Source organism: Burkholderia sp. FERM BP-3421, from assembly GCF_028657905.1.
Classification (GTDB): domain Bacteria; phylum Pseudomonadota; class Gammaproteobacteria; order Burkholderiales; family Burkholderiaceae; genus Burkholderia.
Map to the genome: position 1 here is coordinate 804,128 of NZ_CP117781.1, position 24,625 is coordinate 828,752.

Genomic DNA, 24,625 nt, shown 5'->3' on the forward strand with positions numbered 1-24,625 from the left:
GTAAGCTACGGATCAGTACAATTCGAGCAAACTGTACTTATTCAGGAGCAGTACAGATGACGGAGACGGACAAGGACGCGCGTGCGCCGGGCAGCCGGGTCGAGCGCGTGATGAGCACGTTGCGCGAGCGTATCGCGAGCCGCGCGCTGGCGCCGGGCGCGCGCGTGCCGTCGATTCGCGCGATGGCGGAGGGCGTGGGCGTATCGAAGTCGACGGTGGTCGAGGCATACGATCGCCTCGTCGCGGAAGGGACGCTCGCCGCGCGGCGCGGCTCGGGATTCTTCGTGTCCGGCCACGCGCCGCCGTTCGTGCTCGCGGATCTCGGTCCGAGCCTTGATCGCGAGGTGGATCCGCTGTGGCTTACGCGGCAGTCGCTCGAGGTCGGCGCGGGCGGCCTGCGGCCCGGCTGCGGCTGGCTGCCGCCGGACTGGCTGCCCGCCGACGGCGTGCGCCGCGCGCTGCGCGCCGTCGCGCGGGATCCAGTGGCCCAGCTGACCGACTATGCGGTGCCGCGCGGCCTGCCGGCGCTGCGCCAGCAATTGTCATGGCGGCTCGCGCAATACGGCGTCGAAGCGCCGCCCGAACAGATCGTGCTGACGGACGGCGGCACGCACGCGCTCGACCTGCTGTGCCGCTTCCTGCTCGAACCGGGCGACACGGTGCTGGTCGACGACCCGTGCTACTTCAATTTCCCGGCATTGTTGCGCACGCATCGGTTGAAGATCGTCAGCGTGCCCTACACGGCGACCGGCCCCGATCTCGCGCGCTTCGAGCAGGTGCTCGCCGAATATCGGCCGCGCGTCTACGTGACCAATGCCGCGCTCCACAATCCGACCGGCGCGACGCTCGCGCCCGCGGTCGCGCACCGCGTGCTGACGCTCGCGGCCGAACACGATCTGCTGATCGTCGAGGACGACATCTTCGCGGATTTCGAGGCCGAGCCCGCGCCGCGGCTCGCGGCGTTCGACGGCCTGGCGCGGGTGGTGTCGATCGGCAGCTTCTCGAAGACGCTGTCGGCCTCGGTGCGTTGCGGCTACATCGCCGCGCGCGCGGAATGGATCGAGCCGCTGATCGACCTGAAGCTCGCGACCGCGTTCGGCAACAGCGAACTCGCCTCGGCGGTCGTGCAGCGGATGCTGGTCGACGGCACCTATCGCCGGCATCTCGACGGCCTGCGCACCCGCCTCGCCGATGCGATGAGCCGCGTGGGACGCCGCCTGACCTCGGCCGGGCTCGAGATCGTGGTGCGGCCGCGCGGCGGCATGTTCCTGTGGATGCGGCTGCCCGACGGTCTCGACGCGGCGCGGGTGGCGCGTCATGCGCTCGACGACGGCGTTGTGTTCGCGCCGGGCAACGTGTTCAGCGTCACGCAGTCGGCGGCGGACTGCTTGCGTTTCAACGTGTCGCAATGCGACCGGCCCAAGGTGTACGACGCGTTGCGGCGCGGGATCGACCGGTGCGTGAAGGAGGCGGCGCAGGCGGACGCATGAGTCAGCGGCGGATGGACCCGGGCGGGACCGCCGCGAGATCGAGGTAGCTGAACGCCGAGCGGGCGCGCGCGACGTCGTCGAGGTCGACGAGCACGTCGACGACGGCCTCGCGGTCCTCGGGCGCAGCCGCGATGCACGAGCCGTCGGGCGCCGCGACCAGGCTCGCGCCGCTGAACGCATAGCGTTCGCCTGCGCCGACCCGGTTCGCCATCGCGACGAACAGCTGGTTCTCCAGCGCGCGGACGGGGATCATCTGCCGATGAATCGAGCCGTGCGGATGCATCATGCCGTCGAGGATGAGGATCAGATGCGCGCCCTGACGCGCGAGCGCGCGCGCGGTTTCAGGAAATTCCAGATCGAAGCAGATCAGCAGGCCGAGCGGGATGCCGCGCCAGGTGCAGACGGGAAACGCGTCGCCCGCGTCGAACACGCCGAGATCCGATTCATAGAGATGGGTCTTGCGGTAGTGCAGACGGATCTCGCCTTGCTCGTCGATCAGCAGTGCGGTGTTGAAGCAACGCGCGCCGTCGCGTTCCGCGCAGCCGATCGCGACGGCGACCCGGGCCGCGTGCGCGGCGTCGCGCACCGCGCGGATCGACGCGCCGTCGACGGGTTCCGCCAGCAGGCCGACGTTGTCCGGAGTGGGAAAGCCTTGCAGGTAGGTCTCGGAGAACACCACGAGGTCGGTCTGCCCGCGCGCGGCCGCGATGTGCGCCAGCGCTTTGGCGAGATTGTCGCGAAGCGCGCCGTCGCGCAGCGAGGACTGGATCAGGCGGAGGCGAAGGGGCTTCATCGGCGGGGCGTCGAGGAGGAGGGCCGGGCCGGCTCGTCGAGCCCGGCGATGATGCGCGCTTCGCGCGACAGATCCAGCGAGCGCGACAGCAGCGCATAGATCCCGCCCGCGGCGACGAGGCCGACCAGCCACGCGACGTCGACGCCGCCGAGCTGTTTCGCGAGCGGCCCGACGAATACGTCGCGTCCCGTATCGGCATCGCTGATCGAAAAGAATGGAACCATCGCGGCGAAGCCGAGCAGGTACGCCGCGATGCCGCGCGCCTGCCACGCGCCGTAGATCCCGTGCGGCGTGAAGAAATGCGGGATCGCATAGCGGCCGCGCCGCACGCAGAAGTAGTCGACCAGATTGACCGCAGTCCACGGCACGAGGAAGTACAGCATCAGCACGAGGAACGTGTGCAGCAGCGCGATGCCGTTGCCGCGGATCGTCAGTACGCACAGCAGCACGCCGACGCTGATCGCGGCGATCGCACCGACCCGCGCGCGCCGGGTCGGCCGGATCGGCGTCAGCGAATCGATGCCGGTCAGCACCGTCAGCATCGCGCTGTACAGGTTGAGCGCGATGATCGGCAGAAAGCCCGCGAGCGACACGATCACGATCAGCGGCCCCAGCCCCGGCGCGAGCCCGGCGCCGATCCGATACAGCGCGAGCAGCGCATCGGCCGCGTGCAGTTCCTGCGCGAGCCATGCGCCGAGCCCGATCATCCATGCGCCCGACAGCGACGCGCCGGCGAACACCACGGCGATCAGTTTCGCGCGGCTCGTGTGCTTCGGCAGGTAACGCGAGTAATCGGAGACATAGGGCGCATACGAGATGTTGTAGCTGGCCGCGATCGCGAACTGGGCCGCGAATGCGATGCCGCCGAAGCCCGGCGGGATCGCGCGCGGGCCGTCCGGCAGCGGGGCGTGACCGATCAGCAGCGCGAGCGTGACGAGCAGATAGAGCGGCAGCGTCGCATACAGCGCCCACCTGAACGCGCGATGCATAAGGTCGTGGCCGTAGATCGCGAGCAGCGCGCCCGCCGCGATCGCGCTGGCCGCCACCGCCGCGCCGTCGAGGCCGAACACGTTGCGCACGCCGTCGACCATCAGCGACACGTTGACGACATTGAAGCCGACGAACACGAACAGGGTTGCCAGCAGCGCGACGATCACGCCGCGATAGCCGAACTGCGCCCGCGACTGGATCATCTGAGGCAGGCCCATTTCCGGCCCCTGCGATCCGTGGAAGGCCATGAACAGCGTGCCGAACATGATTCCGAGCGCGCCGGCGAGCGTCGTCCAACCGGCCGACAGGCCCATCGACGGACCGACGAAGCCGATCGAGATCGTGAAGAAATGGAAATTGCCGAGGAACCAGAACGGCCCCTGGCTCGCGAGCCGCGCGTGCCGTTCGTGTTCGGGGATGTAGTCGATCGAACGCTGTTCGATCGAGAGGCTCGGTGGCGAGAGGCCCGCTGGCGAGAGGCTCGGTGGCGCATCGGCATGCGCGGCGTGGTCGGAGGTGGGCAACTGGGGCATCGGATCCGCTCCGCGGCGTGAGACGCCGTCGCGCGGCAGTCCGCGCGACGGCATGGAACCAGGACCCGCGCGGCGCGCGGGCGCGCAAGACGACCGCCTGCCTACAGTCCCGCGGTGGTTTGCGGCATCCGGGCCTGCGCGACGCCTGCCGCGTCGGCCTGCTCGACGTCGCCCGTGCGGCGCGCGATCAGCCACACGCACACGGACGACAGGATCGCGGCGGCGGTGTACTGCAACGCGAGCGGCCACCAGGCCGGCGTGCTGTTCTGCGCGATCACGGTCGCGACGAGCGGCGTCAGCCCGCCCGCGAGCGCGCCGCATACCTGGTAGGCGATCGAGATGGCCGTGTAGCGGATGCGCGCGGCGAAGATGCCGCTGACGAAGCCCGCGATCACCGAGTAATAGCCCGATTCGGCGATCGTCGCGAGGCCGACGCCGAGCGTGATCGACAGCGGCGTGCCGACCTGCACGAGCGGCAGCATGATGAACGGCACCACCATCGCCCACGCGCCGGTGATCAGCAGCACCCGCGTCGTGCCGAAGCGCTGTGCGAGGAACGCCGCGCCCAGCTGCACGATGAACTGCAGGACTGCGACCACGGTCATGCATTGCAGCACCATCGAGCGTTCGAGCGACAGGAACTGGGTCGCGTAGCTGATCATGAAAATGTTGCTGAAGTACACACCGGCGATGCCATAGACGTTCGCGCCGATCGCGAGCAGCAGCAGCTTCCAGTGGCGGAAGGCTTCGCGCACCGGATTGGCGGCCGTCTCGCCGCTTTGCCGCACGGCCTCGAACTCCGGCGATTCCGAGACGCTCGCGCGGATCACGAAGCCGACCACCAGCAGCACCGCGCTCGCGAGGAACGGCAGGCGCCAGCCCCAGCTCATCAGGTCGTCCTTTGAGAGCGTGCTGATCGCGCCGAACGCGAGCATCGACAGGATCAGGCCGCTCGCGCTGCCGAGCTGAGCGAACGAGGCGAAGAAGGTGCGCTTGCCGGGCGGCGCGTGCTCGCCGGCGAGCAGCACCGCGCCGCCCCATTCGCCGCCGACCGCGATGCCTTGCAGCACGCGCATCAGCACGAGCAGCACGGGGGCGATCACGCCGGCCTGCGCGTAGGTCGGCAGGAGGCCGATCGCGACGGTGGCGAGCGCCATCAGGATCAAGGTCGCGAGCAGCGAGCGCTTGCGGCCGTAGCGGTCGCCGAGATAGCCGAACAGCATGCCGCCGAGCGGCCGCGCGAAGAAGCCGACCGCGAACGAGCCGAACGACGCGAGCAGGCTGACGAAGCGGTTCTCGCCGGGAAAGAACAGCGGGCCGAACACGATCGCCGCGGCGGTCGCGTAGCTGTAGAAGTCGTACCACTCGATCGTGGTGCCGACGAACGAAGCGAGCGCCGCGCGGCGCGGCTGCTTGACGGGCGGTTTCATCCGGGTGTCTCCTCCAGGCTTTTCTTGTCGTGGTCCGGTCAGTCGCGGTAGGCGACGCCGGGCAGCACGCACAGCAATTCGTAGGCGAGGTTCGCGCCGAGCAGTGCGGTCGTGCCGAACGGATCGTAAGGCGGCGCGACTTCGACGAGATCGCAGCCGACGATGTTCAGGCCATGCGCGCCGCGCACGATCTCGAGCGCCTGCGGCACCGTGAGGCCGGCGATTTCCGGCGTGCCGGTGCCCGGCGCGTAGGCCGGATCGATGCCGTCGATGTCGAAGCTGATGTAGACGGGCGTGTCGCCGATCTGCTCGCGCACCTCGCGCATCAGCGGCGCGAGCGACTGGTTCCAGCAGGCTTCGGCCTGCACCACGCGGAAGCCCTGCTCGCGGCACCAGTCGAAGTCCTCGGCCGCGTAGCCGGTGCCGCGCAGGCCGATCTGCACGACCCGCGAGCATTCGAGCAGGCCTTCCTCGACCGCGCGGCGGAACGGCGTGCCGTGCGCGATCTTCTCGCCCATCATCGTGTCGTTCACGTCGGCGTGCGCATCGACGTGGATCAATGCAACCTTGCCGTGCTTGCGATGGATCGCGCGCAGGATCGGCAGCGCGATCGTGTGGTCGCCGCCGAGCGTGATCGGCTTGCAGTCGTGGCGCAGGATCGCATCGTAGGCGGCCTCGATGCGGGCGATCGAATCGTGCAGGTTGTACGGGTTGATCGCGACGTCGCCGACGTCGGCGATCTGCAGCGAATCGAACGGCGCCGCGCGGGTCGCCATGTTGTACGGGCGCAGCAGCACCGATTCCGCGCGGATCTGGCGCGGCCCGAAGCGCGCGCCGGTGCGGTTCGAGGTGCCGAGGTCGAACGGCACGCCGACGAAGCAGGCGTCGAGACCCTCGGCGCTCTGCACGTGCGGCAGGCGCATCATGGTCGCGATGCCGCCGCTGCGCGGCATCTCGTTGCCGCCGAGCGGCTGGTTGAAGTGATCGGCTGTCATGGGGCGATTCGTATGGGTTCGTTCAGGGGTTGCCGTATCATTCGACGCGGCGTGACGCGTAGTTGTACGCGTTGACGCCTGAAAGAAGAATGCGAAGGTTTCGACGTAAACATCGATGAAAATCGATGTAAGCAACAGGAGGCAGACGTGCTGGGGAATCTATCGACGCTCGACCTGCGGCTGATCAGGGTTTTCCTGGCGGTGGTCGAGGCTGGTGGCGTGACGGCCGCGCAGACCATGCTCAATGTCGGCCAGTCGACCATCAGCGCGCAGCTGTCGACACTCGAGACCCGGCTCGGCTACCGGCTGTGCGAGCGCGGCCGCAGCGGCTTCCGGCTCACGCCGAAGGGGGAGCGCTTCCATGCGATGAGCCGCAAGCTGCTCGCGGCGCTCGATGAGTTCGGCAGCGCCGCGCGGCACATGGACAAGCAGCTGGTCGGCACGCTCAGCATCGGCCTGATCGGCCATACGCCGGTCAGCCAGAACGCGCGGATCGCCGAGGCGATCGCCGCGTTCCGCACGCGCGACGAGGCGGTGCGCTTCTCGATCTCGGTGCGTCCGCCCGGCGATCTCGAGGAGCGGCTGCTGGGCGGCGAGATCCAGATCGCGGTCGGCTATTTCTGGCACCGCGTGCCGGCGCTCGACTACACGCCCTTGTTCGTCGAGCGGCAGGTCGCGTACTGCGGGCGCGGCCATCCGCTGTTCGCGCGCGCGGGCGCGCTGACGCCCGCCGACGCGGCGGGCCACGAGTGGGCGTGGCGGACCTACCCGCTGCCCGAGGCGCAGCTGTCGACCTCGCCCGATCGCGTCACGGGCACCGCCGACAACATGGAGGCGGTCGCGCTGCTGATCCTGTCCGGCCATCATCTCGGCTATCTGCCGCAGCACTTCGCGGCGCCGTACGTCGCCCAGGGCCTGCTCGCGGCGCTCAATCCGGACAGCCTGCGCTACGACGTGACGTTCCACATGGTCGTGGCCCGGCAGGCGCGCCAGAACCCGGTGGTGCAGGCGTTCCTCGAGGACCTGGCGCGCGCGCACGACGTGCCCGACGTCGACTGAGCGGCGCGGGGCGCGGGCTCAGGGAATCGGCAGCTCGGCGTCGCGCTTGACCTCGCGCAGCGACAGCGCCGATTCGATCGACGTCACGCCGGGCAGGACGCGCAGCGTGTCGCGCAGGAACATGCCGTAGTCGTCGAGGTCGTGCGCGACGACCTGCAACAGGTAATCCGCCGAGCCGGACACGTTGTGGCAGGACAGGATCCGCGGGATGCCGAGCACCTCGCGCTCGAAGCGGTTCGCGACGGCGCGGTCGTGCACCGCGAAGCGCAGCAGGACGAACGCCACCACGCCGAAGCCGAGCGCCTTGCGCGACAGCTGGCCGCGGTAGCGTTCGATATAGCCGTCGGCTTCGAGCCGCTTGAGCCGGCGCGTGCACGGCGTCTCGCTGAGGCCGACCGCCTCGGCGAGCCGCGCGATCGGGATGCGACCGTCCAGCTGCACCGCGGCGAGGATCGCGCGGTCGATTTTGTCGAGTTCGGGCATGTGGGTGGAAGGTGCTAAAGGTTGGTTGATTCTTAGTGTATTCCACTTTGCAGAAGCAGCCGAATCGCCAATTTAGCCAATAAACCCTCCTGCCGCGGATGCAACATGGAGGCCTTCAGAACCGAGGCCCGATCATGATTTCCGCCCACCTGCTGCTCGTCTACATTGCCGCTGTCGCGGCCATCTATGCGCTGCCGGGACCGGACATGGCGCTGGTGTTGCAGACCAGCATCGGCCGCGGCGCCCGCCCGGGGCTCGCGGCGGCGGCGGGGCTCGGGCTCGCGCGCGGCGTGCACGTGATGCTGTCCGCATGCGGGGTCGCCGCGCTGCTGCGCAGCGCGCCGTGGCTCTACGAGATCGTCCGCTACGGCGGCGCGGCCTACCTGGCCTATGTCGCGCTGCAGATCTTCCGCTCGCCGATGTTCGCGCTGGCCGGCGAGGCCGGTGAGCAGCCGGCCGGCCAGTTGCGCCAGAGCTTCACGAAGGGCCTGCTGACCAATCTGCTGAATCCGAAGGCGCTGCTGTTCTGCTCGGTGCTGCTGCCGCAGTTCGTTGCGCCGGGCGCCGGGCCGGTGTTCGCGCAGATGCTCGAACTGGGCGCGCTGCTCGTGCTGATCGGCGCGTGTTTCGACGTTGCCTGCGTGTTCGGCGCGTCGCGGATCGCCGCGTGGATGCGCCGCCATCCGCTCGCGCAGACCGTGCAGCGCTGGACCTTCTCGGTCGCGCTGCTCGGGTTCGCGCTGCGTCTGTCGCTCGACTGACGGTCGGCGCGCGCGAGGCCGGCCGTATCGACGCAACGAACGGCTGCGACACCCGGCGCGCGCGCAAATAAAATCCCCGCGCAGGCTGCACGCGATCACAGCGCGTGCTTTACACTTCTCCCTCCATGCTTCGCGCGCCGTGCCGTCGGCGTTGCGTACCGCATTCGACATTCCGGCCGGAACCGCTTCCGGTCGGCCATGTCCGATTTCCTGGCAGTCCGTGCAACGCGGTAACCAAGGAGGGTCCGAACATGGCAAGACATCTTCACGCCGGCAATGAAGCGCAGGTCGCGGCCGAATCCACCTGTCTCGGCGCATGCGATCCCACCGAGACGATACATGTCACGGTGATGTTGCGACGGCAGGAAGAGCAGCATCTCGACACCTTGCTGAAAGGCCTCGCGCGCGGCGATCCGAACGCGAAGCCGGTCACGCGCGAGGCGTTCGCGCAGCGTTTCGGCGCCGCGCCCGCCGACGTCGCGAAACTCGAGGCGTTCGCGCGCGGGCATCAGTTGACCGTGGCGCGGGTCGACCCGGCGCAGAGCGTCGTCGTGCTGGCCGGCACCGTCGCGCAGGTCGAGGCGGCCTTCGGCGTGACGCTGCAACGTTTCGAACACCGCACCATCGGCCAGTACCGCGCCCGCACCGGCGCGATCACGCTGCCCGACGACCTGAGCGATACGGTCACCGCCGTGCTGGGGCTCGACACCCGGCCGGCCGCGCGGCCGCATTTCCGGTTCCGGCCGCCGTTCCAGCCCGCGCTCGGGGGCGCGGCGGTCACCTTCACGCCGCCCCAGCTCGCCGCGCTGTACGACTTCCCGGCCGGCGACGGCGCGGGCCAGTGCATCGCGCTGATCGAACTCGGCGGCGGTTATGCGCCCGACGACATCAACCGGTATTTCAACGGCCTCGGCCTGGCGAAGACGCCGACGCTCGTCGACGTGAACGTCGGCGCCGGACGCAATGCGCCGACCGGCGATCCGAACGGGCCGGACGGCGAGGTCGCGCTCGACATCGAGGTCGCGGGTGCGATCGCGCCCGGCGCGACGATCGCCGTCTATTTCGCGCAGAACAGCGACGCGGGCTTCATCCAGGCGGTCAACCAGGCGGTGCACGACACCGCGAACCGGCCCTCCGTGATCTCGATCAGCTAGGGCGGCCCGGAGGCCGCCTGGTCGTCGCAGTCCCTGCAGGCGTTCAACCGGGTGCTGCAATCGGCCGCCGCGGTCGGCGTGACGGTGTGCGCGGCGTCCGGCGACAGCGGCTCCGACGAAGGCCTGCAGGACGGCGTGAACCACGTCGACTTCCCGGCGTCGAGCCCCTATGCGCTGGCCTGCGGCGGCACCACGCTCCAGGCGCTGCCCGGCCAGGGCATCCGCGCGGAGACCGTGTGGAACGACACGGCGTCGGGCGGCGGCGCGAGCGGCGGCGGCGTGAGCACGGTGTTCGACCTGCCGGCGTGGCAGCAAGGCCTGAGCGTGACGGCGAGCGACGGCGGGCAGACGAGCCCGCTGGCCAAGCGCGGGGTGCCGGACGTGGCGGGCGATGCGTCGCCGCAGACGGGCTACGAGGTCTCGGTGGCGGGCACGGCCGCGGTGATGGGCGGCACGAGCGCGGTCGCGCCGCTGTGGGCGGCGCTGATCGCACGGATCAACGCGGCGGCGGGCAGCGCGGCCGGCTGGCTGAATCCGACGCTGTACGCGAACCCGGGCGCGTTGCGCGACGTCACGCAGGGCAACAACGGCGCATATGCGGCGTCGCCGGGCTGGGACGCGTGCACGGGGCTGGGCAGCCCCGACGGGGCGAAGCTGGCCGCCGCGCTGAAGGGCAAGTCCGCCGCCTAGCGGCGGACGGGCGGAATTGACGAATTCGTTCATGCACCACCAATAGAACCAGAAGGAGCAGCTCGATGAGTATCGATTCGGTATCTTCCGGCGGCGGTTCGTATCCGCTGCAGCACGGCGCGCACAATTCTCACGGCGTGCCGCCCACCATCGACCCGGTGGCGTTGAGCCACGGCCGCGACCAGCCGTTCTTCGATCCGGTCGCCTACGGCAACGGGCCCGACGATTCCGTGACCGACACCACCGAGGGCGAGGCGATCACGCATCACACGCTCGTGGTCGGCGGCCGCCGGATCGCGTATACGGCGACCGCCGGCCATCTGGTCGCGGTCGACCCGAGCAGTTCGCAGCCCGAGGCGAAGCTGTTCTACGTCGCCTTCACGGAGGACGGCCAGACGGAGGAGTCGCGCCCGGTCACGTTCTTCTACAACGGCGGCCCCGGCTCCTCGTCGGTGTTCGTCCTGCTCGGCTCGTTCGCGCCGCGCCGGATCCGCACCTCGATGCCGGGCTTCACGCCGCCCGCGCCTTATCAGATGGAGGACAACCCGGACAGCCTGCTCGACAAGAGCGACCTGGTCTTCATCAATCCGGTCGGCACCGGCTATTCGGCCGCGATCGCGCCGCGCAAGAACCGCGACTTCTGGGGCGTGGACCAGGACGCGGATTCGATCAAGCAGTTCATCAAGCGCTACCTGACGAAGAACAACCGCTGGAATTCGCCGAAATTCCTGTTCGGCGAGTCGTACGGCACGGCGCGCAGCTGCGTGCTCGCGTACCGGCTGCACGAGGACGGCGTCGACCTGAACGGCGTGACGCTGCAATCGTCGATCCTCGATTACAAGCAGGCGGGCAATCCGGCCGGCGCGCTGCCGACCGCGGCGGCCGACGCGTGGTATCACAAGCGGCTCGGCGTGACGCCGACGCCCACCGACCTCGGCGCGTTCGCCGAGGAGGTCGCGCAGTTCGCGCGCGGCGATTACCTCGACGCGCTGCGCAAGTTCCCGCAGACCGACCCGGCCGTGGTCGCCAAGCTGTCCGAATACACGGGCATCGATACGACCACGCTGCTGTCATGGAGTCTCGACGTGGCCGGCTACGACGCGCGCGGCAACTCGGTGTTCCTCACCACGCTGCTGCGCGCGCAGGGCCTGATGCTCGGCTCGTACGACGGCCGCGTGACGGGCATCGAGTCGGGCATCGCGGGCAGGATCGACCCGAACTCCGGCGGCAACGACCCGACGATGACGGCGGTGACGGGCGACTACACGGTGATGTGGAACAGTTACCTGAACGAACAGCTCAAGTACACGACGAATTCCGCGTTCACCGATCTCAACGACCAGGCGTTCGCCAACTGGGATTTCCATCACACCGATCCGACGGGCGCGCAGCAGGGCATCGACGACAAGGGCAACGTGATTCTCTACACGGCGGGCGATCTCGCGGCCGTGATGGCGCTCAACGTCGACCTGAAGGTGCTGTCCGCGAACGGCTTCTACGATTTCGTGACGCCGTTCTACCAGACGGTGCTCGATCTGCAGCAGATGCCGCTCGAGGATCCGTCGGTGCGGGCGAACCTGTCGGCGCGCTTCTATCCGTCGGGCCACATGGTGTACCTGGACGGCGGCTCGCGCACCGCGCTCAAGCACGATCTCGCGCAGATGTACGACTCGGCGGTGCACGACAGCGGGGCGGTGCTGCGGATCCGCGCGCTGCAGGCGAAGCGGCGCGACGCCGCGTGAGCGTGCGCGGCGAGCCGAAGGGCCCACCGCGCGCGGGATACAAAAAGGCCGACCGGGTGAGGTCGGCCAAAAAGGTCCTGGCCTAATCCGAGGGCCAACGCCAGAACCCGAGAAGCGGTGGCGATGGCGCCCGGCACAGGCCGGGCGCGTCGCTCGATGGTCTCTTCGCTGCCAACCCGGTCGCGCTCGATGTTGAACTCGGCTGCGCGGGGGCAGGGGGGCGGCCGGTCAGCCGCGCAGTCGTTCCGCGATCGCGCGAAAGCCGGCCGCAAAGACGTTTTCGCTGACGCCCGAGGCCACTTCGCGCAGGTCCGCGCCTTCCGTCGTGAAATCCGCCCACCACAAGCCGAAGGTCTGCCCGGTCGCCGTGACGGGAATGAGCCGCACGCCGGCGACGTAGTTGCGCACCGGCAGCGAGGTATCGAAGATCGTGTACTCGAACTCGAATGCCGACGGCTCGAACTTCGTCAGCCGCTCGCGCACGAATTGATGATCCGGCAGCACGAGATAGCGCTCGGCGCCTGTCGTGCGCCCGTCGCCGCCCGATTCGAGACGGCTTTCCAGCACGCCCGGGTGAAACGTGGCCATGCCGTTGAAATCATCGAAGAACGACCAGACGCGCCCGAGCGGCGCGTCGAAAACCTGACTGGCGAATGCGGTGTGCTTCTTCGTCATGCTTTCTCCTCGGTTGAGCGGAGGCGTTCGTGTGCCGCCGCGGATGGCGGGCGGTAACCCGTCCTGATAGCCTTGAAGCGTTGCGTGGTGTCGGTCAGCGCGGTTTCGGCGGGCAGCCGCTCCATTGAGCTGGCGCCGTAGAAACCGTGGCATTCGGGGCACTCGGCCAGCATATAGGCCGCGTCCTCCGGCGAGGCGATCGGGCCGCCGTGGCACAACACGATCACGTCGTCGCGCACGGAGCGCGCGGCGGCCGCCCAGCGCTTGACGAGCGGCACGCAGTCGGCGAGCTGCAGCGCGGTGGTCGCGCCGATCCGGCCGCCCGTCGTCAGGCCGAGGTGCGCGACGATGATGTCGGCGCCCGCCTCGGTCATCGCGATCGCGTCGGCCTCGCTGAATACGTACGGCGTCGTCAGCATGCCCTTGCGGTGCGCGAGGCGGATCATGTCCACCTCGAGCGCGTAGCCCATGCCGGTTTCCTCGAGATTCGCGCGGAAGTTGCCGTCGATCAGGCCGACCGTCGGGAAGTTCTGCACGCCGGCAAAACCGACCCGGCTCACGTCGTCGAGGAATGCGTCGAAGTTGCAGAACGGATCGGTGCCGTTGACGCCGGCGATCACCGGCGTCGACTTGACGACGGGCAGGACCTCGCGCGCCATCTCCATCACGATCTCGTTCGCGTTGCCGTAGGCGAGCAGGCCGGCGAGCGAGCCACGGCCGGCCATCCGGTAGCGGCCCGAGTTGTAGATGACGATCAGGTCGATCCCGCCCGCTTCCTCGCACTTGGCGGATAAACCCGTGCCCGCGCCGCCCCCGATGATGGGCTCGCCGCGCGCGATCATGGCGCGCAGCTGGTGAAGAATGGCGGAGCGGTTCGGCTTGGACATCATCAATTCCGTGACAGGAGCGACAAGAACGTTTCGACTGCGGTGCGCGCGAACAGCGCGTCGTTGATATGCGCGGGCACGCGGATCAGGCGGCGGTCGGCGGTTTGCCTGACCGTGGCCTCGAGCGCGTCGAACAGTGCGCGATCGGCTTCGGGGTCCCAGAACGGCTGGCCGGGCGCGTCGAGCGCCGATACGCCGCCTTCGGGAATCAGGAAGCGGACCGGGCCGCCGCAGGCGTTCAGCTTGTGGCCGATCCATGCGCCGATCCGGCGATTTTCGTCGGCCGTGGTGCGCATCAGCGTGACCTGCGGGTTGTGCGGGTACAGCAGGCGGTCTGCGTAGCGCGGTGGCAGCGTCGACAGATGGCCGAAATTGACCATGTCCAGCGCGCCGCAAGCGCCGACGTAGGGTACCTTGCTGCGCGCGATCGCGTCGAAGCGGTCCTCGCCGCAGGCGAGCACGCCGCCGCACAGCAGGTCGCAGACTTCGGTGGTGGTGAGGTCGAGCACGCCGTCGAGCAGGGCGCTGTCCGCGAGCTTTTCCATCGCGTGGCCGCCGTGGCCCGTCGCGTGGAACACGAGGCAGTCGAAGCGCGTGTCGAGCTGCGCCGTGACCGCCGTGATGCACGGCGTGGTCACGCCGAACATCGTCAGGCCGATCGCGGGCTTCAGGTCGGCCGGCAGCGGCTGCGCGTCGCGCACCGCGCCCGCGATCATGTGGGCGCCGTTGGCGAGCACCCGCAATGAAATTCGATTGAGACCGGCCAGATCGGTGACCGAGTACATGATGGCGATGTCGCTCGCGCCGATGTAGCGGGACACGTCGCCCGACGCCATCGTCGAGATCATCAGCTTCGGCACGCCGATCGGCAGCGCCTGCATGGCCGGCGTGACCAGCGCGGTTCCACCCGAGCCGCCGATGCCGAGCAGCGCGGCCACGTCGTCGCGGCTCGCGATGTAGCGTTCGAACGCTACCGCCATCGCGGCGATCGCGCGGCCGCGGTCGCCGCACAGGACGGCACCCCTGCCGTCCGGATGGCAATCCGCGACTGTCTCCGCGTGGATGTCCGCTAGCCCGGACGGTTCGCCGCGCGTCGACAGGTCGACGACGACGGCCTCGAGGCCCAGACGGGCGAACCGGTCCTTCAGGTAGTGGGCTTCCGCGCTTTTTGTATCAACCGTGGCCGCAACGTAGATTCGTGTACGGTGAGGTAACATTTGGTCTCCTTCGCCAGTAACCCTGTCGAACGATGCGCTTCTTTGATGCGCCACACTCTAGCACAAATGAGACTATCGTCTCATCGAATCGACCGCATCCATGTCAATTTCCGCAGATTCTTCCGAAACTTTGTCCGGCGTTCGGCTGCAGACGCGTGAGTTATTGCTCAATACCGCACTGACGCTGCTGGAGCAAGGGTGGTTCCCTTCCATCACCGAATTGGCCGCCGCGGCGGGCGTGTCGCGCGCCACCGCGTACCGTTATTTCCCGTCGCAGGCGGCGCTCGTCAGCACGGTCGTCGATACGGTCCTCGGGCCGGTGCTGCAATGGCGGCCCACCGGGCAGTCGGTGCAGGCGCGCGTCGACGAACTGCTCGATTTTGCGTATCCGCGCATGCAGCAGCACGAGGGCGCACTGCGCGCGGCGCTGCAGGTGGCGCTCGCGCAATGGGCCAACGAACGCGCGCAGCGCGCGTCCGACGAACCCAAGTATCAGCGCGGCAACCGCCGGCGCCTGCTGACGCTCGCCGTCGAGCCGCTGAAGGACGAGGCCGTCGCGCCGGAAGCGGCCGCGCGGCTCGCGCAGGCGCTTTCGCTCGTCTACGGCACCGAGGCGATGGTCGTGCTCAAGGATATCTGGGGGCTCGACAACGCGGCGTTTCGCGAAGTCGTCGACTGGATGAGCCGGGCGTTGATCAAGGCGACGCTCGACGAGGCGCAGCCGACGCCTTGATGCGCGGGCGCGGATGGGCTGCGCCGCGCCGGCGGCGCGATGCCGCGGCGCGGGGCGTCGTCGTGCGTCAGCGCAGCAGCTGGCGCACGCCCAGCGCGACGATCAGCGCGCCGCACAGCCTATCGGCCCAGGCCTTGCCGCGCCGATAGGCCGAGGCGATGCCCGCGTGCGACAGCGCAAGCGCGACGAATCCGTACCAGCCGGTCGCGACCATGCCGACCACGCCGAGCATGGCGGCGAAGGTCGGCACGCTGACGTGCGCGGGCGCGGCGGACGCGAACACCGCCGCGTAGAACGCCATCGACTTCGGATTGCCCAGGTTGGTCGCGAAGCCCTGCGCGAACGCGCGGCGGGCGTCGCCCGGCCCGCTCGCGGGCATGACGGGGGCGCGACCCGCGCGGGCCTGCGCAATCAGCCGGCCACCGAACCCAATCAGGTAGGCGGCGCCGGCGAGCTTGATGGCGAACGCGAGCCACGGAAACGCGGCGAACACGATGCCGATGCCGAGAATCGCGCAACTGGCCCAGAACAGGTTGACCAGCACGATGCCGCCGACCATCGCGAGCGCTTCGCGACGCGTCGCCGAGGCGGCCTTGTGCGCGACCGCGACGAAGTTGGGGCCGGGAATCACGACGCCGGCGACATAGACGGACAGGACGGCCAGGATCGCGTGGGTGTCGACGTTCATGGACGGGGGCTCACGATCGGATCGGGAAGGGCGCGCGTCATGCGTCGTGATAGCGCAGCCAGAAGATTTCGCGGCAGGCGTTGTCGAAACGCTGGCGCGGCGGCGCGATCGGCCGGCCGTCCGGATGGACGAGCACCTCGTAGTCGATCCAGCATTCGGCGCACGCCGGCGCCGCCAGGTCGCGCGGCGCCTGCTCCTGCTCCTGTTCCTGCTCCACCGCGCGCCGGATCACCGCGCCGTCGTCGAACGTGTAGAGCGTCTCGACGCGGTGCATGTCGTAGCCGTCGTCGTGCCAGCGCGCCTGAGTCGTGTCGTGCCGCGTGATCGCGACGTCGCGAGCCCGGCCGTGAATGGCGCCGACATAACGGAACAGGGGATTCATGATGCGAGGCTCGTGAAGGGAACGCGGCATGGTAGCGCGCGTTGAGCGCGCGCATCGCTAATTCCCTGGTGCGGGTGCGGTCGGGCGGCGCGCGTGGCGCGACGCGGCAGGGGAGCGATACCGGCGGCGATGTCGTTGCCCGGGCAACCATGCGGTCCCGATGCGGCGTGCTTCTTGGCGGGAATATGCCGACGGGCCGCGCGCGGCCCGTCGGCGGGCGCACGCGCGGCGCGTTCGTTTACGCCGGGTTCAGCCACTCCGTCAGGCCTTCGCGCGCATTCAGCTCGATGAAGGACGGCCGCGCGCGCATCTGCTCGATGTAGCGCGTGAGATGCGGCCACGTGGTCGCGGGGCGCGGCATGTTGCGGGTCCAGCGCAGCAGCATCACCGCGAGGAGATCGGCCGTGCTCAGGCGCTCGCCGATCAGATAGAGGCGGCCGTCGCCGAGCCGCGCGTCGAGCCGCGTCATGATGTCTTCGATCTGCTGCTCCGAGAAGGCCCGCACCGCATCGGCGTGGGCCGGATCGCCGTCGGCTTCCGCGAAGAACCAGTTGCGCATCGCCGGCAGCAGCGCGTTCGCGAAGTAGATCATCTGCTCGTACCATGCCGCGCGTTCCGGCGTGCCCGGCGCAGGCGCGAGACCGCCTTCCGGATGGCGCTCGGCCAGCAGCATCAGCAACGCGGCCGATTCGGCATGGGGCACGCCGTCGACCACGAGCGTCGGCACGCGGCCCGACGGATTCAGGCGCAGGTAGTCGGGGGAGCGCTGCGCGCCGGTCTCGATGTCGACGAGCTGCGTCTCGAACGGCACGCCCAGTTCGATCAACATCCAGTGGACAGCCATGCTCGCCGCACCCGGCGAGTAGTACAGGAGGTAACTCATGCTGCGGCTCCGTGAATTCGGATGGGAATGGGGTGAGGCGGAGCGGCGATGGTAGCAAGTTCCCGCGCCGTCGAGGGACGGTTCGTGCGGGGCGCGGTCGGGCGATGCGGGTGCGTTCCTCAGTCCTGGGCGCCCGGCCAGTCGAACGGCGTGTAAGGCAGCGCGCGCTTGTGATGCGTCGCGTCGTAGAAGCGCCGCACCGTCTCGTGGACGTGCGGCTCGACTGTCTTGCCTTCGAGGTAGTCGTCGATCTGGTCGTAGCCGATGCCGTAGGCATGCTCGTCCGGCAATTGCGGGCGCAACGCCTCCAGGTCGGCGGTCGGCACTTTCATCACGAGCGCCTCGTCGGCGCCGAGCGCCCGCGCGATCTCGCGCACCCGGCGCTTGTTGAGGCCGGCGAGCGGCAGCACGTCGGCGCCGCCGTCGCCGAACTTGGTGAAGAAGCCCATCAGCGATTCCGCCGCGTGATCGGTGCCGATCACGATGCCTTGCCGCGCGCCAGCCGCCGCGTACTGCGCGATCATCCGCTGCCGCGCCTTGATGTTGCCGTGCACGAAGTCCTGCTGCGCGTCGTCGCGAAAGCCCAGGTCGCCGGCCGAGAGCGCCGCGAGCATCGCGTCGGCGGCCGGCCGGATGTCGATCGTCAGCGTCTCGTCGGCGCGCACGAACGCCAGTGCGCGCTGCGCGTCGGCTTCGTCGCGCTGCACGCCATAGGGCAGGCGCATGGCGACGAAGCGCGCGTCGCAGCCCTGCGCGCGCAACTGCTCGACGGCCAGCTGCGCGAGGCGGCCGGCCGTCGACGAATCGACGCCGCCGCTGATGCCCAGCACATAGGTGCGCAGGCCGGTCGAGCGCAGGTAGTCGGCGAGGAAGGTCACCCGGCGCGCGGCTTCGCCGCGGGCGTCGAACTGCGCGGCGACGCGCAGCTCGGCGGCGATCGCGCGCTGGCGGGCGGCGGGGTCGGGATGGGACATGAGCGGGCTCCGGGATGGTCGGGTTGCAGCGCGTCATCATAAGCGCAATCGCGCGCGGCCGTCGCGAGCCGCGGGGGTCACGCCTTGCGCGCGAGCAAAACCCCCGCCAGCGCGAGCGCGAAGCCGCCGAGCTGCACCGGCGCGAGCGTTTCGCCGAACAGCAGGTAACCCTGCAGGGCGGCCAGCGGCGGCGCGAGGAACAGCAGCGAGGTCGCGCGCGCCGCGTTGCCGCGCCGCAGCATCCACATCAGCAGCGTGACGGCGAGCCCCGACAGCATCACGATGCCCCAACCGAGCGAGAGCCACAGCCCGGGCGCGTTGTCCCAGCGGGTCTCGCCGAGCAGCAGCGCGAACGCGGCCGCGACGAGCGCCGCGCCGGCATTCTGCACGGCGACCGCGCTGCGCAGATCGGTCTGCGCGAGCGAGCTTTTCTGGTAGAGAGAGCCGGCCGTGATCGACGCGACCGCGAGCACGGCCACCGCGACCACCAGCGCCGCGGAGACGGCGCCCGGCGCGGCGGCGCCCGGCGCGGCGAGTCGCGGGGCGAGCACCAGCGCCACGCCGGCGAGGCCGAGCGCCATGCCGAACCAGCCGCGCGCGGGCAGCTTCTCGCCGAAGCAGGGCACCGCCAGCACCGCGGTCGCGAGCGGCTGCAGCGCGCCCAGCAGCGCCATCACGCCCGCGTTGAGGCCTTGCGCGACGGCCCAGTAGCTCGCGCCGAGATACACCCCTTGCAGCAGCGCGCCCGCGAGCAGGTGGCGGCCCCACTCGCGGCCGGCCGGCCAGCGTGCGCGCGCGGCGAGCGCGACGCCGGCGTACAGCAGCGCGGTGCCGGCGAAACGGGCGAGCAGGTAGAGATTCGGATCGGCGTGGGGCTTGATGGCGCGAGCGACGATGAAGCCGGTCGACCAGAGCGCGACGAAGGTCGCGGCGAACACGGAAGCGAGCATGCGGACACGGCCGGACGCGGGCCGGCGAAAGGAAGCGGAAGCGCAGTATGGTGCGCGCCGCATCCGTCGTCTTGTCGAAAACTGCACGCGCCGCGCGGGCGGCGCGGGGCCGCTTACTCGATCGAGAAGGTGTCGAGCGGCTGGTTCGCGCTGGCGTCGGTCGCGAGCCGGGCGCTCAGCAGCTGGTGCAGGCGGCGCGCCTCGTCCAGGGTGAGGTCGATCCAGTACGGATCGCCGGCGGCGTCGTTGAGCCGCTCCGGCGGGAACTGGATTTCGAGCACGGTGCCTTTGCGATACATCTTTTCCTCGTCGGTGGCGTTCGGTCAGACGGCGAGTGTAGCAACCCGACGCACCGGCGATTCGCGCATGGGAGGAAATACACCATTGACGATGCCGCTGCGATCGGGCGCGCCTGACACATGCGCTTCAAACACCCGTACTACAATAGGCCGCCCTCATTTCGCCGGCCATCCGGGCCGGCGCTTCGCCGCAATGCTCGCAGAACAACGACATCAATACATCCTGTCCGAACTCGGCAAGACCGGCGCGCTGTCGGTCGCGGAACTCGTCCGCACGCTCGATGTGTCGCGCGAGACGATCCGCCGCGATCTCAACGCGCTCGCCGCGCGCGGCCTGCTGGTGATGACGCATGGCGGCGCGCTGGCCGCCGACCGGCGCGAGCCGAGCCTGTCCGAGCGCGAGGCCGCGCACGCGGGCGCGAAGCAGGTGATCGGCCGACGCGCGGCGACCTTCGTGCCGGACGGCGCGTCGGTGCTGCTCGATTCGGGCAGCACGACGCACGCGGTGGCGCTCGCGCTGGCCGACCGTCACCGCCTGACCGTCTATACGAACGACTGGCGGATCGCCTTCGTGCTCGCGCGCCGCAATGAAAACCGCGTGACGCTGCTGGGCGGAGAATTGTCCGACGACGAGGATGCGACCTTCGGGCTCGATACGATCCAGCAGCTGGCGCAGTACAACGTCGATTTCGCGTTCGTCGGCGCGGGCGGCGTCACGCCCGACGGCGATCTCACCGATTACTCGCGGCTCGCGGCGGAAGTGCGCAGCCGGATGCTGGCCGCGGCCGGCACCGTGGTGGTGGTCGCCGACCATTCGAAGTTCGGCCGCGTGACGCCGGTGCGGATCAACGGCGTCGAAGCCGCCCGCTATCTGGTCACCGACCGCGCGCCCGACAAGGCGATGCGGCGCGCGCTCGCGGCGCGCGGCCTCGAATTGATCGTCTGCGGCTGAGCGCGGCCGCGCGGAGCGGGGCGCGCGCGTGTTCCGGGTCGTTCAGCAGGATACGAAGCGCAGCACCGCGTCGCAGATCGTCGCGCGATGGCGGACCCGCAGGCGCGGGGCCGACGGATCGCGGCCGAACGCGGCGCCGAACGTGTAGCGGTTCGACACGCGGTGGAAACAGAACGAGCTGATCAGCAGGTGCAGGTCGTAGGGATCGATGTCGTCGCGGAACGCGCCGCTCGCGACGCCGCGCGCGAGCAGTTCCTCGATCGTCTTGATGATGCTGACGTTGCGGTTCTTGAACGATTTCAGCTGTTCGAGATACTTCGCGCCGTGGGTGTTCTCGATCGAGACGAGGCGCACGAAATCGCGATGCTTGTCGTGGTAGTCGAACGTGAATTCCACGAGCCGACGCAGCCCCGCGACCGGCTCCAGCTCGCCGATGTTCAGCTCCAGTTCGAGCGCGCGGATGTCTCCGTAGACTTTTTCGAGCACGGCCTCGTACAAGCCTTCCTTGCTGTCGAAGTAGTAGTACAGCATGCGCTTGGTCGTGTTCGTGCGCTCGGCGATCGCGTCGACGCGCGCGCCCGCGAGCCCCATCGCGGAGAATTCCTGCGTGGCGACGTCGAGGATGTTGCGCTTGGTCTCTTCGGGATCGTACTTGCGACGTGTGTCGTCGCGGCGTGCGCCGGCGGTGGGCGGCTCGCGGTTTTCCGACGCGGCAGCCTTGCTTCCTGGTTTCATTGTGTGGGTTCGGGCGGCAGCATGGACGGCGCATTCTAGCATGTGGAAAAGTGCCGTCCGGGTGGGCCGGATCCTCTAGGAAACCCTGATTGGACGGGCGCGCCGCGCCGTGCTGGAGGCGGGGCGCGCCGAATCCGCGCGATCATCGGGCGTCTTCAGTCGAATCGATACTCGCTGCTCACCAGTCCGCTGGGATACTGGCGGGTGGCCACATGCCGGAGCCGGATGTCGCCGGGTATCGCGCCGAACAAGGGCCTGCCCGGGCCGATCAGCACCGGCACCCGCGTGACCACGAGCCGCTCGATGAGGCCCGCGCGAATGAATGCCTGGATGGTCAGGCCGCCGTCGATGTAGAAATCGCGCGACCCGGTGGCCGTGAGTGTTTCGATGATCCCGGCGGGCGGCCCGCTCATCGTCTCGATCGCCTGTCCCTGCACGGCGGACAGATCGATAGGATGGCTACTCAAAATGACGGAGCGTTTTTTCTCGTAGGGCCATGACGGAAGCGCCAGAACGGTCTCGAACGTCTTGCGTCCGATGACGACCGTATCGGTGCCCGCCATGAATTCCTCATACCCGTGGGGCTCGCCGCCGTCCGCCGGCAGGAAGTCGTACGCGCCGTCCGGCCGGGCGAGGAATCCGTCGAGGCTGGTGCCGACGAAGACCGAGATCATGGTTCGATTCCTGCTTGGCTCGATGACGGGCGAGGGATTTCCGATGCGATCCCGCTGGGTTGGATGCACCGTTTTTTCTCTCGAAAGATAGTCGAGCAGCGTGGAAGCTTCAAGGATGACGAAGCATCCGTCGCGGCGAGCCAGGGGCGCGTTGTCGTGAACGCGCGCTTGCGCTGCGACCTGTTCAGGAATCGGTCGTCGATGGAAAGCGCGCCTGCTGTTCGGGCCGGCGGACGTGATTCGCCGAGCGCCGGCTGAATGTCCGCTCGGGGGCGGCAATGGTCGCCCCTGTGGCATTCATGAACGAGGCGTTGCCCCTGCGCCCCGCCGAGACGCTTGCCGTTCCCGCCGCGTCACGCCGTCTCCGCCGGCGCCACGCTGTCCAGCCACTCGGCCAGGGCGGCGAACGGCTCGCTGTCCGCCGTCGCGTCCGGCGCGACGAGGTAGTACCCGGCGTCGCTCGCGAGCCGCAGCGTCGACGCCGCCGCGAGCCGTCCCGACGCCAGTTCGTCCGCGACCAGCAGCGCGGGCATCAGCGCCACCCCCAGCCCCGCATGCGCGGCCGCCGACAGCATCGTGAACAGCTCGTAGCGCGGGCCGCGCACCGCGCGCACGTCGTGTTCGAGGCCGTGCGCGCGGAACCAGTCGCGCCAGGCGTCCGCGCGCGTCGACAGGTGCAGCAGCGGCAGCTCCAGCAGCGCGTCGCGCGCGAGCGGCGCGCCGGCCGACAGCAGCGCCGGATGACAGACCGGCACCATCTCGCCTTCCTGGAACAGCAGCCGGCCGCGCGTGCCGGGCCAGACCGCATGGCCGAAGTAGATCGCCGCGTCGAACGGCGAGTCGCTGAACAGGAAGGCCTCGGTGCGCGCGGACAGGTTGACCGTGATGTCGGGCCGCCGCGCGCGGAACTGCGGCAGGCGCGGAATCAGCCATTGGCTCGCGAAGGTCGGCACGACCGCCAGTTCGAGCGTCGCGCCGATGCCGCGCTGCGCCATCAGATCCAGCGTGTCGCGCTCGATCCGTTCGAGGTTCTTGCGCACGAGCGCCGCGTAATGGCGGCCGTGCGGCGTCAGCACCACCCGCTTCTTGATTCTCAGGAACAATGCGACGCCGAGCCGTTCCTCCAGCGCCGTCATCTGCCGGCTCACCGCGCTCTGCGTGAGCGCAAGCGCATCCGCCGCGCGGGTGAAGCTTTCGTGGTGCGCCGCGGCCTCGAAGATCTGCAGCGCCGCAAGATTCGGAATGCCTTTTCGCATCGGGAAGAACGGCCGCGTTCGGCCTGGGTTGGTGAGTTTTAGGAATGAACTGGTGAGTTTATATCAGTTGCCGGCGAGTTCTGGCGCATCGAAAATGGCCCCGATTATTTTTTTCATTGCCTGTTTTTCGGTCGACCCGATGCCGGAAACAGCCGAAACGCCCCGGAAATCCCGATGAACGACAATCTCGCCGTCCTGCTCGCCTCGGTTCGCGACGCACGCGCCATCGACGCATTGATGCGGCTCATGCATGTTCCCGCACTGTTTTCGCGCGGCGAGCCCGGGGTGGTGACGCGCGCGGAACTCGCGCAGGCGCTCAACATGGCCTTGTTCGCGGACCTGCTCGAACGGGTGCCGACGGGCCGCGCCTACACCGACGACGTGGCGCGCACCGGCGGCCGCGTCACGTTCGACCACGGCGCGCTGCGCACCGTGCGCTGGCCGTCGTGCGGCGCGCTGCCGCCCGGCGAGGCCGCGTTCACGCGCATCCTGCGTCCGCTCGGCTATCGGCTGAACGGCACCTATCCGCTCGATCGCCTGAAGATGACGGGCCGCTCCTACGCGCACCTCGACGCGCCCGATCAGATTGCCCAGTACTTCGTCAGCGAGCTGCATCCCGAGCGCTTCAGCGGCGCGTTCCAGCAGGCGGCCACGCGGGTGCTCGACAGATCGGCCGATCCGCTGACGCCGCACGCCGTCGCGACGCTCGCCGAGCTGGAGCGCGACGCGTGGCTGCCGCTCGCCGACGCATGCGCGCTGCTGCCGGTGCTGGTGCGCTGCTTCGCTCGCCAGCATGCGACGCCGAGGCTTTCGGACTACGAGACGCTGCGCGCCGAGTCGGCGGAAATGGCCTGGATCGCGACCGAGGGCAACGCGTTCAACCACGCGACCGACCGGGTCGCCGACGTGGACGCGGTGGCCGACGCGCAGCGCGCGCTCGGGCGGCCGATCAAGGCGGTGGTCGAGGTGTCGAAGTCGGGTCGCGTGCGGCAGACCGCATTCCGCGCGGACCCCGTGCTGCGCGCCTTCGTGGATGCGGCCGGCGCGCGGGTCGAGCGCGAGGTGCCGGGCTCCTTCTATGAATTCATCACCCGCGATCAGGTCGAGGACGGCGCAACCGGCCGCACGACGCTCGATCTCGGTTTCGACGCGGGCAATGCGACCGGCATCTTCAAGATGACGGCCGCCGCCTGAGCACGG

General features: G+C 69.3%; 24 protein-coding genes and 1 pseudogene. 8 read left to right on the forward strand and 17 right to left on the reverse strand.

The annotated features are described in order from the left end of the window. Positions 1-56: 56 nt before the first annotated feature. Positions 57-1,490, forward strand: a complete 1,434-nt coding sequence (locus tag Bsp3421_RS06690; RefSeq protein WP_273997557.1) for an aminotransferase-like domain-containing protein — start codon at positions 57-59, stop codon at positions 1,488-1,490. Position 1,491: 1 nt separating this feature from the next. On the opposite strand, the gene Bsp3421_RS06695 is transcribed toward Bsp3421_RS06690, so the two are convergent. The 4 genes from Bsp3421_RS06695 to speB form a co-directional block, all read right to left on the reverse strand. Next, the gene (locus Bsp3421_RS06695) at positions 1,492-2,283 is read right to left on the reverse strand and encodes a nitrilase-related carbon-nitrogen hydrolase (protein WP_273997558.1); all 792 of its coding nucleotides are present in this window, start codon (positions 2,281-2,283) and stop codon (positions 1,492-1,494) included. Further along, a complete protein-coding gene (locus Bsp3421_RS06700; RefSeq protein WP_273997559.1) occupies positions 2,280-3,806 on the reverse strand; it encodes a purine-cytosine permease family protein in 1,527 nt (508 codons plus the stop codon). Before Bsp3421_RS06700 ends, Bsp3421_RS06695 begins: the two co-directional genes overlap by 4 nt. Positions 3,807-3,907: 101 nt before the next feature. Then, on the reverse strand, positions 3,908-5,236 hold the full coding sequence (locus Bsp3421_RS06705; protein ID WP_273997560.1) for an MFS transporter: 1,329 nt from the start codon (positions 5,234-5,236) through the stop codon (positions 3,908-3,910). A 38-nt stretch (positions 5,237-5,274) separates the two neighbouring features. Continuing rightward, entirely contained in the window at positions 5,275-6,231 is a 957-nt protein-coding gene (gene speB, locus Bsp3421_RS06710; protein WP_273997561.1) for an agmatinase, read from the reverse strand. A gap of 147 nt (positions 6,232-6,378) precedes the next feature. Here speB and Bsp3421_RS06715 point away from each other — a divergent pair, with 147 nt between their 5' ends. Continuing rightward, positions 6,379-7,290, forward strand: coding sequence for a LysR family transcriptional regulator (locus tag Bsp3421_RS06715; protein WP_273997562.1), 912 nt, complete (start codon positions 6,379-6,381; stop codon positions 7,288-7,290). An 18-nt stretch (positions 7,291-7,308) separates the two neighbouring features. Here Bsp3421_RS06715 and Bsp3421_RS06720 read toward each other — a convergent pair whose 3' ends face one another. Beyond that, a complete protein-coding gene (locus Bsp3421_RS06720) occupies positions 7,309-7,773 on the reverse strand; it encodes an Lrp/AsnC family transcriptional regulator (protein WP_273997563.1) in 465 nt (154 codons plus the stop codon). A gap of 134 nt (positions 7,774-7,907) precedes the next feature. Between Bsp3421_RS06720 and Bsp3421_RS06725 the strand changes: the two genes are divergently transcribed. The 3 genes and pseudogenes from Bsp3421_RS06725 (at position 7,908) to Bsp3421_RS06735 (ending at position 12,120) form a co-directional block, all read left to right on the forward strand. Next, positions 7,908-8,534: a LysE family translocator gene (locus Bsp3421_RS06725; protein WP_273997564.1), complete on the forward strand. Its 627-nt coding sequence runs from the start codon at positions 7,908-7,910 to the stop codon at positions 8,532-8,534. Positions 8,535-8,785: 251 nt separating this feature from the next. Then, a pseudogene (locus Bsp3421_RS06730) lies at positions 8,786-10,378 on the forward strand (S53 family peptidase). Between the two features lie 65 nt (positions 10,379-10,443). Continuing rightward, on the forward strand, positions 10,444-12,120 hold the full coding sequence (locus tag Bsp3421_RS06735; protein ID WP_273997565.1) for a S10 family peptidase: 1,677 nt from the start codon (positions 10,444-10,446) through the stop codon (positions 12,118-12,120). Between the two features lie 228 nt (positions 12,121-12,348). Here the strand turns inward: Bsp3421_RS06735 and Bsp3421_RS06740 are convergent, their stop codons facing one another. Genes Bsp3421_RS06740 through Bsp3421_RS06750 form a run of 3 tightly spaced genes read right to left on the reverse strand, consistent with a single transcriptional unit; the run spans position 12,349 to position 14,899 of the window. Continuing rightward, positions 12,349-12,795 carry an SRPBCC family protein gene (locus tag Bsp3421_RS06740; protein WP_273997566.1) on the reverse strand — a complete coding sequence of 149 codons (447 nt, stop codon included), beginning with the start codon at positions 12,793-12,795 and terminating at the stop codon, positions 12,349-12,351. Continuing rightward, the gene (locus Bsp3421_RS06745) at positions 12,792-13,682 is read right to left on the reverse strand and encodes a phosphoenolpyruvate hydrolase family protein (protein ID WP_273997567.1); all 891 of its coding nucleotides are present in this window, start codon (positions 13,680-13,682) and stop codon (positions 12,792-12,794) included. Before Bsp3421_RS06745 ends, Bsp3421_RS06740 begins: the two co-directional genes overlap by 4 nt. 2 nt (positions 13,683-13,684) lie before the next feature. Then, positions 13,685-14,899, reverse strand: coding sequence for a Tm-1-like ATP-binding domain-containing protein (locus Bsp3421_RS06750; RefSeq protein ID WP_273997568.1), 1,215 nt, complete (start codon positions 14,897-14,899; stop codon positions 13,685-13,687). A gap of 163 nt (positions 14,900-15,062) precedes the next feature. Between Bsp3421_RS06750 and Bsp3421_RS06755 the strand changes: the two genes are divergently transcribed. Continuing rightward, positions 15,063-15,632, forward strand: a complete 570-nt coding sequence (locus Bsp3421_RS06755) for a TetR/AcrR family transcriptional regulator (RefSeq protein ID WP_443111478.1) — start codon at positions 15,063-15,065, stop codon at positions 15,630-15,632. A 67-nt stretch (positions 15,633-15,699) separates the two neighbouring features. Here Bsp3421_RS06755 and Bsp3421_RS06760 read toward each other — a convergent pair whose 3' ends face one another. The 6 genes from Bsp3421_RS06760 to Bsp3421_RS06785 all read right to left on the reverse strand — a co-directional run bounded on the left by Bsp3421_RS06760 (position 15,700) and on the right by Bsp3421_RS06785 (position 19,808). Next, on the reverse strand, positions 15,700-16,320 hold the full coding sequence (locus Bsp3421_RS06760) for a LysE family translocator (RefSeq protein WP_273997569.1): 621 nt from the start codon (positions 16,318-16,320) through the stop codon (positions 15,700-15,702). 37 nt (positions 16,321-16,357) lie between these two features. Beyond that, a complete protein-coding gene (locus tag Bsp3421_RS06765) occupies positions 16,358-16,702 on the reverse strand; it encodes a hypothetical protein (protein WP_273997570.1) in 345 nt (114 codons plus the stop codon). A gap of 238 nt (positions 16,703-16,940) precedes the next feature. Then, a complete protein-coding gene (locus Bsp3421_RS06770) occupies positions 16,941-17,585 on the reverse strand; it encodes a glutathione S-transferase family protein (RefSeq protein WP_273997571.1) in 645 nt (214 codons plus the stop codon). Between the two features lie 119 nt (positions 17,586-17,704). Beyond that, on the reverse strand, positions 17,705-18,559 hold the full coding sequence (nadE, locus tag Bsp3421_RS06775; RefSeq protein WP_273997572.1) for an ammonia-dependent NAD(+) synthetase: 855 nt from the start codon (positions 18,557-18,559) through the stop codon (positions 17,705-17,707). Between the two features lie 77 nt (positions 18,560-18,636). Next, the gene (locus tag Bsp3421_RS06780; protein WP_273997573.1) at positions 18,637-19,509 is read right to left on the reverse strand and encodes a DMT family transporter; all 873 of its coding nucleotides are present in this window, start codon (positions 19,507-19,509) and stop codon (positions 18,637-18,639) included. 113 nt (positions 19,510-19,622) lie between these two features. Then, positions 19,623-19,808 carry a hypothetical protein gene (locus Bsp3421_RS06785; RefSeq protein WP_252984869.1) on the reverse strand — a complete coding sequence of 62 codons (186 nt, stop codon included), beginning with the start codon at positions 19,806-19,808 and terminating at the stop codon, positions 19,623-19,625. A gap of 193 nt (positions 19,809-20,001) precedes the next feature. Between Bsp3421_RS06785 and Bsp3421_RS06790 the strand changes: the two genes are divergently transcribed. Further along, positions 20,002-20,760, forward strand: a complete 759-nt coding sequence (locus Bsp3421_RS06790) for a DeoR/GlpR family DNA-binding transcription regulator (RefSeq protein ID WP_273997574.1) — start codon at positions 20,002-20,004, stop codon at positions 20,758-20,760. Positions 20,761-20,802: 42 nt separating this feature from the next. Here Bsp3421_RS06790 and Bsp3421_RS06795 read toward each other — a convergent pair whose 3' ends face one another. The 3 genes from Bsp3421_RS06795 to Bsp3421_RS06805 form a co-directional block, all read right to left on the reverse strand. Beyond that, positions 20,803-21,495 carry a TetR/AcrR family transcriptional regulator gene (locus Bsp3421_RS06795; protein WP_273997575.1) on the reverse strand — a complete coding sequence of 231 codons (693 nt, stop codon included), beginning with the start codon at positions 21,493-21,495 and terminating at the stop codon, positions 20,803-20,805. Between the two features lie 155 nt (positions 21,496-21,650). Next, a complete protein-coding gene (locus Bsp3421_RS06800) occupies positions 21,651-22,169 on the reverse strand; it encodes a dihydrofolate reductase family protein (protein WP_273997576.1) in 519 nt (172 codons plus the stop codon). A 353-nt stretch (positions 22,170-22,522) separates the two neighbouring features. Next, positions 22,523-23,425: a LysR substrate-binding domain-containing protein gene (locus Bsp3421_RS06805; protein WP_273997577.1), complete on the reverse strand. Its 903-nt coding sequence runs from the start codon at positions 23,423-23,425 to the stop codon at positions 22,523-22,525. Positions 23,426-23,599: 174 nt separating this feature from the next. On the opposite strand from Bsp3421_RS06805, the gene Bsp3421_RS06810 reads away from it, so the two are divergent. Then, entirely contained in the window at positions 23,600-24,619 is a 1,020-nt protein-coding gene (locus tag Bsp3421_RS06810; protein WP_273997578.1) for a DUF1338 domain-containing protein, read from the forward strand. Positions 24,620-24,625 lie beyond the last annotated feature (6 nt).